The sequence below is a fragment of the Streptomyces sp. NPDC002896 genome (assembly GCF_040295225.1).
Classification (GTDB): domain Bacteria; phylum Actinomycetota; class Actinomycetes; order Streptomycetales; family Streptomycetaceae; genus Streptomyces.
Genome location: NZ_JBEOVA010000015.1, coordinates 203,078 through 212,480 on the forward strand (window position 1 = coordinate 203,078; position 9,403 = coordinate 212,480).

At 71.4% G+C, this 9,403-nt stretch carries 8 protein-coding genes and 1 pseudogene; 4 read left to right on the plus strand and 5 right to left on the minus strand.

The genetic code is table 11. From position 1 onward, the window contains the following. Position 1: 1 nt before the first annotated feature. From ABT009_RS27440 to ABT009_RS27455, 4 genes are all read left to right on the plus strand, one after another. Positions 2-1,774 (plus strand): aKG-HExxH-type peptide beta-hydroxylase, encoded by a 1,773-nt coding sequence (locus ABT009_RS27440; RefSeq protein WP_351300320.1) that lies wholly within the window; start codon positions 2-4, stop codon positions 1,772-1,774. A gap of 29 nt (positions 1,775-1,803) precedes the next feature. Continuing rightward, the gene (locus tag ABT009_RS27445) at positions 1,804-3,042 is read left to right on the plus strand and encodes an arginine deiminase (protein ID WP_351300323.1); all 1,239 of its coding nucleotides are present in this window, start codon (positions 1,804-1,806) and stop codon (positions 3,040-3,042) included. A 111-nt stretch (positions 3,043-3,153) separates the two neighbouring features. Continuing rightward, positions 3,154-4,161 carry an ornithine carbamoyltransferase gene (gene argF, locus ABT009_RS27450; protein WP_351300326.1) on the plus strand — a complete coding sequence of 336 codons (1,008 nt, stop codon included), beginning with the start codon at positions 3,154-3,156 and terminating at the stop codon, positions 4,159-4,161. Positions 4,162-4,284: 123 nt separating this feature from the next. Further along, positions 4,285-5,808, plus strand: coding sequence for an amino acid permease (locus tag ABT009_RS27455; RefSeq protein WP_351300329.1), 1,524 nt, complete (start codon positions 4,285-4,287; stop codon positions 5,806-5,808). Here ABT009_RS27455 and ABT009_RS27460 read toward each other — a convergent pair. The 5 genes and pseudogenes from ABT009_RS27460 to ABT009_RS27480 all read right to left on the minus strand — a co-directional run. After that, positions 5,768-6,214, minus strand: a complete 447-nt coding sequence (locus ABT009_RS27460; protein WP_351300332.1) for an ATP-binding protein — start codon at positions 6,212-6,214, stop codon at positions 5,768-5,770. The genes ABT009_RS27455 and ABT009_RS27460 overlap by 41 nt on opposite strands. Before the next feature lie 148 nt (positions 6,215-6,362). Next, the gene (locus ABT009_RS27465; RefSeq protein WP_351300335.1) at positions 6,363-7,238 is read right to left on the minus strand and encodes an ABC transporter permease; all 876 of its coding nucleotides are present in this window, start codon (positions 7,236-7,238) and stop codon (positions 6,363-6,365) included. Then, positions 7,225-8,007: an ABC transporter ATP-binding protein gene (locus ABT009_RS27470; protein WP_351300338.1), complete on the minus strand. Its 783-nt coding sequence runs from the start codon at positions 8,005-8,007 to the stop codon at positions 7,225-7,227. The genes ABT009_RS27465 and ABT009_RS27470 overlap by 14 nt, the downstream gene beginning before the upstream one ends. 5 nt (positions 8,008-8,012) lie before the next feature. Continuing rightward, positions 8,013-9,266, minus strand: coding sequence for a sulfate adenylyltransferase subunit 1 (locus ABT009_RS27475; RefSeq protein ID WP_502989963.1), 1,254 nt, complete (start codon positions 9,264-9,266; stop codon positions 8,013-8,015). Between the two features lie 2 nt (positions 9,267-9,268). Further along, positions 9,269-9,403: pseudogene (locus ABT009_RS27480) on the minus strand (sulfate adenylyltransferase subunit CysD); the annotation flags it as partial.

Consider the following 9,403-nt stretch of genomic DNA (forward strand, 5'->3'; position numbering starts at 1 on the left):
AATGAACCAGCACGGTACGACCACGCACGGCATGGCACCCCCGTACCGCCCGGAGCCGCACCGCCCCACGCATCCGCCGCTCACGATGCCCGACCACCTCTTCGCGCAGCTCGCCACCGGCGGCCACTCAGCCGAGGCCCTGGCATTCCTGGAGCGCGGTGAGCGCGCGCGTCGGCTGCTCCTTCTGCGCACCCTGCTAGACCGGCTCGACGCCCTGTCCACGCCGCTGACGCCGCCCGCGCGGGCCTGGGCCGTCGTCACGGAGGCGGCCGGGGTGGCGCCCGAGGCCGTGGAGCGGCTGCTGCTCGCACCGGGGACGGGCAGCTGGCTCGGCCACGTACTGCGCCGCAGCCACGGCACGTCCTCCGGGCCGCCGATGTGGGCCGAGGCCGGGCACCTGTGCGCACTGGCCGTCGTCGCGGCCGTGCACGCCGGCACCACCGCCGACCTCCTCGTCCCCCTCATGGACGGCGCCCTGCACCTGCCCGCTCTCGGGCGCCTGCGGGTGCCGGGCGTGGCACCTCACCCCACGGTGGGGCGGGCGCGGGTCAGCGGGGGAGAGGTGACGGTGACCGTGCCGGGTGCCCCCGGCGTGCCGGCCGTGCGCTGCCGCCCTGTCACCGTCCCCGCGGGCAGCCCCGAAGTGGCGGCCGGCGCAGGACCGCACTGGCTTCCGCTGCGCACCCTCGCCCTCCCCGCCTCCGCGGGCGGCGGAACGGTACTGCTCGACGACCTCGATCCCTACCGCGACCTCGACGAGCCCGTGCCGGCGGAACGGCTCGACGACGAGGAGGCGGCGGCCTGGCAGCGGTTGTTCGAGGAGGCTCTGGTGCTGCTCGGGGCGCGTAGCGGGGACGGGCCGGACGCCGGGCGCGGGCCCGACACCGGGTACGGGCCCGGGCGGCTCGTCCCAGCCGCGGTCCGTGTCGTCGTCCCCTGGGGACGTACCACGAGCACGCCTCCGCCCCCGCCCTTCGTCCGCACCTCCGCCACCAGCGGCGACGCCTACGGTGCCATGGTGGTCTCGCGCCCCGCGACGGCCGTCGCCCTCGCCGAGACCCTGGTCCACGAGTTCCAGCACAGCAAACTCGCCGCCCTCCTCCACCTCTTCGAGCTGCTCGACGACGACCGCGCGGAGTGCCACTACGCCCCCTGGCGCCCCGACCCCCGCCACCTCACCGGCCTGCTGCACGGGGCGTACGCCTTCACGGCCGTCACCGGCTTCTGGCGCGACCGCCTCGCCGACGATTCCGGCAGCCCCACCGCCGCGTACCACTTCGCGCTGCGCCGGCTCCAGACCCGTGTCGTCGTGCGGACTCTGCTCGGCAGCGGCCGGCTCACCGCACCCGGGCGGCGCCTGGTGTCCGGGCTCGCCGCGACCCTCGACGGGTGGCTGCGCGAGCCGGTGGACGCGGCCGCCCTCGCCCGGGCGCGCACGGCCGCCGCCCTGCACCGCACCGAATGGCGGCTGCGCAACCTCGACGGCCCCGGTGCCCGGCCCCGCCTCCGTGCCGGCGCCCTTTCGTGGGCCGACACCCGCACCCACGCCTTCGCCGAGCCGCCCGCCGCGCCCCGCACAGCCGACGAGTACCTGGCCGCCGGCGACCCCGCCGGTGCCGTTGTCCGGTACGCCGACATGCTGGCGCGCACCCCCGACGATCCGGCCACCCTCGCGGGCTGGATCGTCGCCCGGGCCGCGCTGCACCCCGGCCGCGGCGACGCCCGGCGCGCACTGGCCCGCCCCGAACTGCTGACCGCTGCAACCGAGGGGTGAAGGGGTGGCCGAGTGGTCAGGATGAGGGCATGGGATTCCATGTCGACTCCGAGGCCGGACGGCTGCGGCGCGTCATCCTGCACCGCCCCGATCTGGAGCTCAAGCGGCTCACTCCGAGCAACAAGGACGCACTTCTCTTCGACGACGTGCTGTGGGTGCGCCGGGCCCGGCAGGAGCACGACGGGTTCGCCGACGTGCTCCGCGACCGCGGTGTGACCGTCCACCTCTTCGGCGATCTGCTCACCGAGACCCTCGACGTCCCGGCGGCCAGGAACCTCGTACTGGACCGGGTCTTCGACGAGAAGGAGTACGGACCGCTGGCCACCGACCATCTGCGGGCGGCGTTCGAGACGATGGGCTCGGCCGAGCTCACGAAGGCGCTGGTCGGGGGGATGACGAAGCGGGAGTTCCTGGAGCGGCACCCGGAGCCCACATCCGTCCGCTTCCATGTCATGGAGCTCGACGACTTCCTGCTCCACCCGCTGCCCAACCACCTCTTCACCCGGGACACCTCGGCCTGGATCTACGACGGGGTGTCGATCAACGCGATGCGCTGGCCCGCCAGGCAGCGCGAGACCGTGCACTTCGAGGCGATCTACCGGCACCACCCGCTGTTCCACGCCGACCGGGCCGGACCGTTCCACATCTGGTCGGAGGGGCAGCACGACTATCCGTCGACCATCGAGGGCGGCGACGTCCTGGTGATCGGCAACGGCGCCGTACTCATCGGCATGAGCGAGCGCACCACGCCGCAGGCCGTCGAGATGCTGGCGCACAAGCTGTTCGCCGCTGGCTCCGCGCAGACCATCGTGGCGCTCGACATGCCCAAGCGGCGTGCGCTGATGCACCTCGACACCGTCATGACGATGGTCGACGGCGATACGTTCACTCAGTACGCCGGGCTCGGCATGCTCCGCTCGTACACCATCGAGCCGGGCGTCGACGCCAGGGAGCTGAAGGTCACCGACCATCCGCCGGAGCACATGCACCGGGCGATCGCCGCGGCCCTCGGGCTGAGCGAGATCCGTGTGCTGACCGCCACACAGGACGTGCACTCCGCCGAGCGCGAGCAGTGGGACGACGGCTGCAACGTCCTCGCCGTCGAGCCGGGCGTGGTCATCGCCTACGAGCGGAACTCCACGACAAACACCCACCTGCGCAAACAGGGCATCGAGGTCATAGAGATACGGGGAAGCGAGCTGGGACGGGGGCGGGGCGGGCCGCGCTGCATGAGCTGTCCGGTGGAGCGGGACGCGGTGGCCGGGTAGGCCCTGTGGTCGCGCTGAACGTGCACCAATCCGACCGCAAGATCGCATAGAAATGTTGACGATCGTATAGACTTCCATGGTTCCCGCATTCGTACACCCAGGAGAGCTCCCATGGCGACAGTCCCGACCGGTCTCACCGGCCGCCACCTCCTCAAGGAGCTGGATTTCACCGCCGAGGAGTTCAGGAGCCTGATCGACCTGGCCGCCGAGCTCAAGGCGGCCAAGAAGGCGGGGACCGAGACCCGGCACCTGACCGGCCGGAACATCGCGCTGATCTTCGAGAAGACCTCGACCCGTACGCGCTGCGCCTTCGAGGTGGCGGCCGCCGACCAGGGCGCCTCCACGACGTATCTGGACCCGTCCGGCTCGCAGATCGGGCACAAGGAGTCGGTGAAGGACACGGCGCGCGTGCTCGGGCGGATGTTCGACGCCATCGAGTACCGGGGCGACAGCCAGGCCGGTGTCGAGGATCTCGCCGCCCACGCGGGCGTGCCCGTCTACAACGGGCTCACCGACGACTGGCACCCCACCCAGATGCTGGCCGACGTGCTCACGATGACCGAGCACACCAGCAAGCCGCTGGAGCGGATCGCCTTCGCCTACCTCGGCGACGCCCGCTTCAACATGGGCAACTCCTACCTGGTCACCGGCGCGCTGCTCGGCATGGACGTACGGATCGTCGCCCCGAAGTCGTACTGGCCGGCGGACGAGATCGTCACCGAGGCCCGGAAGCTCGCCGAGACCTCGGGCGCCCGGATCACGCTCACTGAGGACGTCGCCGAGGGCGTGCAGGGCGCCGACTTCGTCGCGACCGACGTCTGGGTGTCGATGGGGGAGCCCAAGGAGGTGTGGGACGAGCGCATCACCGCGCTCGCGCCGTACGCCGTGACCATGGATGTGCTGCGCGCGACCGGCAACCCCGATGTGAAGTTCCTGCACTGCCTGCCGGCCTTCCACGACCTGGGCACCAAGGTCGGCCGCGAGATCCACGACCGCCATGGCCTGGACTCGCTCGAGGTCACCGACGAGGTCTTCGAGTCCGAGCACTCGGTCGTCTTCGACGAGGCCGAGAACCGGCTGCACACCATCAAGGCGGTGCTCGTCGCGACGCTTGCCTGAGTAATTGCCCTGAGCCCTTCGCACCACCCGTGACACCGGCGGGCCCGGACCACCCTTCCCGTGCCCCCGCCGTCGCGCGGCCCACCCCGTCGCGCACAGCACCACCAGAAACGAGAACAACCCATGGCCCGTCCACGCCCCTCAGGAGCCGGACTCCGCATCAAGTCCCCCGAACTGCTCGTCGCCGAATCGGGGGCGGACCTCGAAGGCCATGGCCTGAGGCGCACCATGGGGCTGTTCCAGCTGGTGTGCTTCGGTGTCGGCGCGGTCGTCGGCACCGGCATCTTCGTCGGCCTGTCCGACACGGTCGCGGAGGCCGGCCCGGCCGTCGTCATCTCCTTCGTGCTGGCCGCGATCACCTGTATCTTCACGGCCTTCTCCTTCGCCGAGCTGGGCGGCGCGATCCCGGTATCCGGGTCCTCCTACTCCTTCGCCTACGCCACCCTCGGTGAGCGCATGGCGTTCCTCGTGGGCTGGTGCCTGCTCCTCGAGTACGGCGTCTCGGCCTCCGCGGTCGCCGTCGGCTGGGGCCAGTACCTCAACGAACTGCTGAACAGCCTCATCGGCTGGGAGCTGCCCGCAGCCCTCGCGAACCCGCCCGGTGACGGCGGCGTCGTGAACGTCCCCGCCGTGATCGTGATGGTGCTCGCCGCGCTGCTCCTGGTGCGCGGCATGCGCGAGAGCGCGCGGGCGACCGCCGCCATGGCCGTCCTGAAGATCGCCATCCTGGTGCTGTTCTGCGGCATCGCCTTCACCGCCTACCAGCAGGGCAACCTCTCCGACTTCGCGCCCTTCGGACTCTCGGGCATCACCTCGGGCGCCTCGCTGGCCTTCTTCTCGTACATCGGCTTCGACGCCGTCACCACGGCCGGTGAAGAGGTCAAGAACCCGCGGCGCAACATCCCGCTCGCCATCCTGATCTGCCTCGGCATCGTCACCGTGCTGTACTGCCTGGTCGCGGTCGCCGCGATCGGCGCGTTCTCGGCGGACGGCGTGGCCGGCACGCCTGCGGCGCTCTCGATGATCGTCAACGAGGTCACCGGCTCGACCGTCGGCGGCGCCGTCATCGCCTTCGGCGCGGTCGTGGCGATCGCCTCGGTTGTGCTCGCCGTGATGTACGGGCAGACCCGCATCCTGATGTCGATGTCCCGCGACGGCCTGATCCCGCGCGTGTTCGAGCGGATCTCCCCGAAGACGTCCACGCCGGTCGCCGGCACCTGGATCGTCGCCGTCGTCTTCGCGATCCCCGCGGCCGTCGTACCGCTCGACGCGATCATGAACCTGACGACCATCGGCACGCTCGCCGTCATGGCCGTCGTCAACTTCGCGGTGATCGCGCTGCGCCGCAGCCGCCCGCAGCTGAAGCGCAGCTTCCGGGTGCCGTTCTACCCGGTCAGCCCGCTGCTCGGCATCGGCTTCTGCGTGTATCTGATGTACGGCACCGGGGTCGAGACCTGGGTGCAGTTCGCCGTGTTCCTGGCGGTGGGTGTGCTGGTGTACGCGGGGTACGGGCGCCGTCACTCGAGGTTCCGGGCGGACGGTGCATCGGCGGAGGCCGGGCCCGGTGCCGGGGCTGATGACGAGCCGGAGGCCGACGCGCCGGGGGCTAAGAAGGCCGCCGCTGCTCAGGCACCGCGGGGAGCCTGAACCAGACCGCCTTGCCGGTCGCGGTGGGGCGGTGACCGCAGGAGGAGCTCAGGGCGCGGATCAGAAGCAGGCCGCGCCCTCCTTCCTGCCACGGGTCCGGCGGTTCGATGGGCTCCGGCTGGGTGAGCTGCGTGGGCGGCGCGGGGTCGGGGTCGTGCACCTCGACCTGGCAGCCGCTGGGCAGCAGTTCCACGACGAGCTCTATGGGGGTGTGGCCGTCGGTGTGCTCGACCGCGTTGGCGACGAGCTCGGCGGTGAGCAGCTCGGCGGTGTCGCTTTCGGCTGCGCAGCACTCGATGTCGGCGAACGCCGTACGGACCAGGGCACGGGCGACGGGCACGGCCGCTGCGGAGTGCGGCAGTGCGATGCGCCAGCTGGCAGGGGCGGGGGCAGGGAAATCGTGCACGGCGGGGTCCGTTCGGGAGCAGGTGGTCCATGTGGTCCTGCTTTCAACCGTATGAATGGTAAGGGGTGTATGAGCAGAGGCTCCGGTCAGGTGTATGTGTGACGAACGTCCCTGTTGAGCTGACCGCCCGCTGGCCGTGTGAGCCGGCTCACCTGGGCCCCGTAAGCCCTCGATCCCGCAGCACCCGCCGCTCCACCGGCCGGAAGATCAGCGCCTCCACCAGGACCCCGATCGCCAGGATCACCACCACCGCGGCCACGATCAGCGTGAAGCTCTCGCTCTCCTTGCCCGCATTGAGGATCTGCCCGACCCCCGGCAGGGGCGTCGCGGTGATCAGTTCGGCGGTCATCAGAGCCCGCCAGCCGAAGGTCCAGCCCTGCCGAAGGGCCGTGACAAGGCCGGGCAGCGCGGCCGGCAGCAGCACCTTGCGCACCGCGCGGACCCCCGTCGCCCCCATCGTCACGCCCGCCCGCCGCAGCAACGGCGGAATCTGGTCGAGCGCGCTGACCAGCCCCATCGAGACCGACGGCACGGCGCCGAGCAGGACGACCGCGTACACGGCCTGTTCCGACTCGCCGAGCGCGATCACCGCCAGCGGTACCAGCGCGGCCGCGGGCAGCGACTGGAAGGCGGACAGGACGGGCGCGATGACGGTGCGGACCGGCGCGTAACGGTAGACGAGGAGCCCCAGCGGGGCGCCGACCAGCACCGAGGCGGCGAACCCGAAAAGACAGCGCTCCAGGCTGTGCCCCAGGGCGGGCAGCAACGTGCCGTCGCGCCACAGATCACCGAGCTCCCCGGCCACCGAGGCGGGCGCGGGCAGGGTGGACGGGACGCCCAGGGCGTACGCAAGCTGCCACACCACCAGGACGAAGACGACGGCGGCGAGCGGCGCCACCGCCTTCTTCGCGGCCCGGCGCGCCGCGGGCGCGGACGGCGACTCCAGGGCGTCCAGGCCCGAGGAGATGTCGTCCCCGCCTTCGAGGGAGGACGTGCCGGTGGGCTTCAGGTCAGTGGCGGGCATGACGGCGGATCTCCTCACGCAGATGTCCGGTGATCTCGAGGGACAGTTCGGCGACGTCGTGGTCCTCGATACGACGGGGGTAGGGGATGCCGACCTGCCATTCGTGGGCGATCCGGCCGGGCCGGGATGAGAGCAGTACGACCCGCTGTCCCAGCCGGACCGCCTCCCGGACGTTGTGCGTGACGAAGACGATGCTCAGCTTCCGTTGTTCCCAGACGTCGGTCAGCACCTCGTGCAGGACGTCGCGGGTGATCGCGTCGAGCGCGGCGAACGGCTCGTCCATCAGCAGGATCCGACTGCCCTGCGCGAGGGCACGCGCCAGCGCCACGCGCTGCCGCATACCGCCCGACATCTCGTGGATGCGTTTGCCGTGAGCACCCTGGAGACGGACGAGGGCGAGCAGCCGCTCGGCCTCCGCCCGCCGCTCCCTGCGGTCCATCCCGCCTAGTTCCAAGGCGAGTTCGACGTTTCCGCCGGCCGTCAGCCAGGGGAACAGCGCATGGTCCTGGAACATCAGCGCGGGCCGGGCGGCGCGGGCCGTCACCGTGCCCGCGGTCGGCCGGTCGAGGCCCGCCACCAGGTTGAGCAGCGTGGACTTGCCGCAGCCGGAGGCGCCGAGCAGGCAGACGAACTCGCCCTCGGCCACATCGAGGTCGATGCGGTCCAGGATCAGCGCGTCGCCGAACCGCTTGGTGGCCCCTGCCAGTCGTACGGCCGGTGCGGCAGCCGTGTCTGCTACGGACGTGCTGGTTACAGACGTGCGGGCCATTCAGGTCACCGCGCCATGCCTGCGGTCAGGGTCGCACCGTCCGCCGGGTCGATCAGCAGGAACGAGCCGGTGCGGCGCACATCGGCGTACGGGTCGAGCGCGAGCGGCTCGGCCGTGCGGAGCGTGACGCGGCCCAGGTCGTTGGCCGCGAACTCCCCGGCACCGTGGAGGTCCTTGACGATCGCCCGGACGGTACGGGTGGTGTGGCGCAGCAGCACCCGGTCCCCGTTCCGCAGCGGCCGGTCCGCCAGATGGCAGACGTCCGCCTCGACGTCCTGGGTGGTGCACGGCGCGGCGGCCGTCGGCACGATCAGGTCGCCGCGGGCGATGTCCAGTTCGTCCGCGAGGCACAGGGTGAGGGACTGCGGCGCGCAGGCAGCAGCCGCCTCCCGGCCCAGTACGTCGATCGCGGTGATCGTCGACGTACGTCCGGACGGCAGCACCGTGACCTCGTCGCCGACGCGCAGCGTGCCCGAGACCAACTGGCCCGCGTAGTAGCGCACTCCGTCGTGCCTGATCACGTATTGGACGGGGAAGCGCGGCGGCGCCGCTGCCGCGTCGTCGCCGACCGGCACCGTCTCCAGGTGTTCGAGGACGGTCGGGCCGCCGTACCAGTCCATGTTCGCGGACGGTTCGACGACGTTGTCTCCGGCGAGCGCGGAGATCGGGATGGCGGTGATCTCGGGTACGCCCAGTTCCGTCGCGTACTGGACGAACTCCGCGGCGACCTTGGTGAAGACCGGCTCTGCGTAGTCGACGAGGTCCATCTTGTTGACGGCGAGGACGACGTGGGGGACGCGGAGGAGGGCGGCGATGGCGGCGTGGCGGCGGGTCTGCTCGACGACGCCGTTGCGGGCGTCCACCAGGATGACCGTCAGTTCGGCCGTCGATGCGCCGGTGACCATGTTGCGGGTGTACTGCACGTGGCCGGGGGTGTCGGCAAGGATGAACCGGCGCCGGGGCGTGGCGAAGTAGCGGTAGGCCACGTCGATGGTGATGCCCTGCTCGCGTTCGGCGCGCAGGCCGTCGGTGAGGAGTGCGAGGTCGGGGGCGTCCTGGCCGCGGCTGGCGGATGCGCGCTCGACGGCTTCGAGCTGGTCGGCGAGGACCGACTTGGAGTCGTGGAGCAGGCGGCCGACGAGCGTGGACTTGCCGTCGTCCACGGAACCGGCCGTCGCGAAGCGCAGGGTGTCGACTTCGGGCATGGCGGTGTGCCCCGTGCCGGTCGTGGGGCCGGGGATGGTGGTGGTGCTGGTCATGTCTAGAAGTACCCCTCGCGCTTGCGGTCTTCCATCGCGGCCTCGGAGAGCTTGTCGTCGGCGCGGGTCGCGCCCCGTTCGGTGAGGCGGGATGCGGCGATCTCGGCGATCACGGCGTCGAGCGTGGTGGCGTCGGA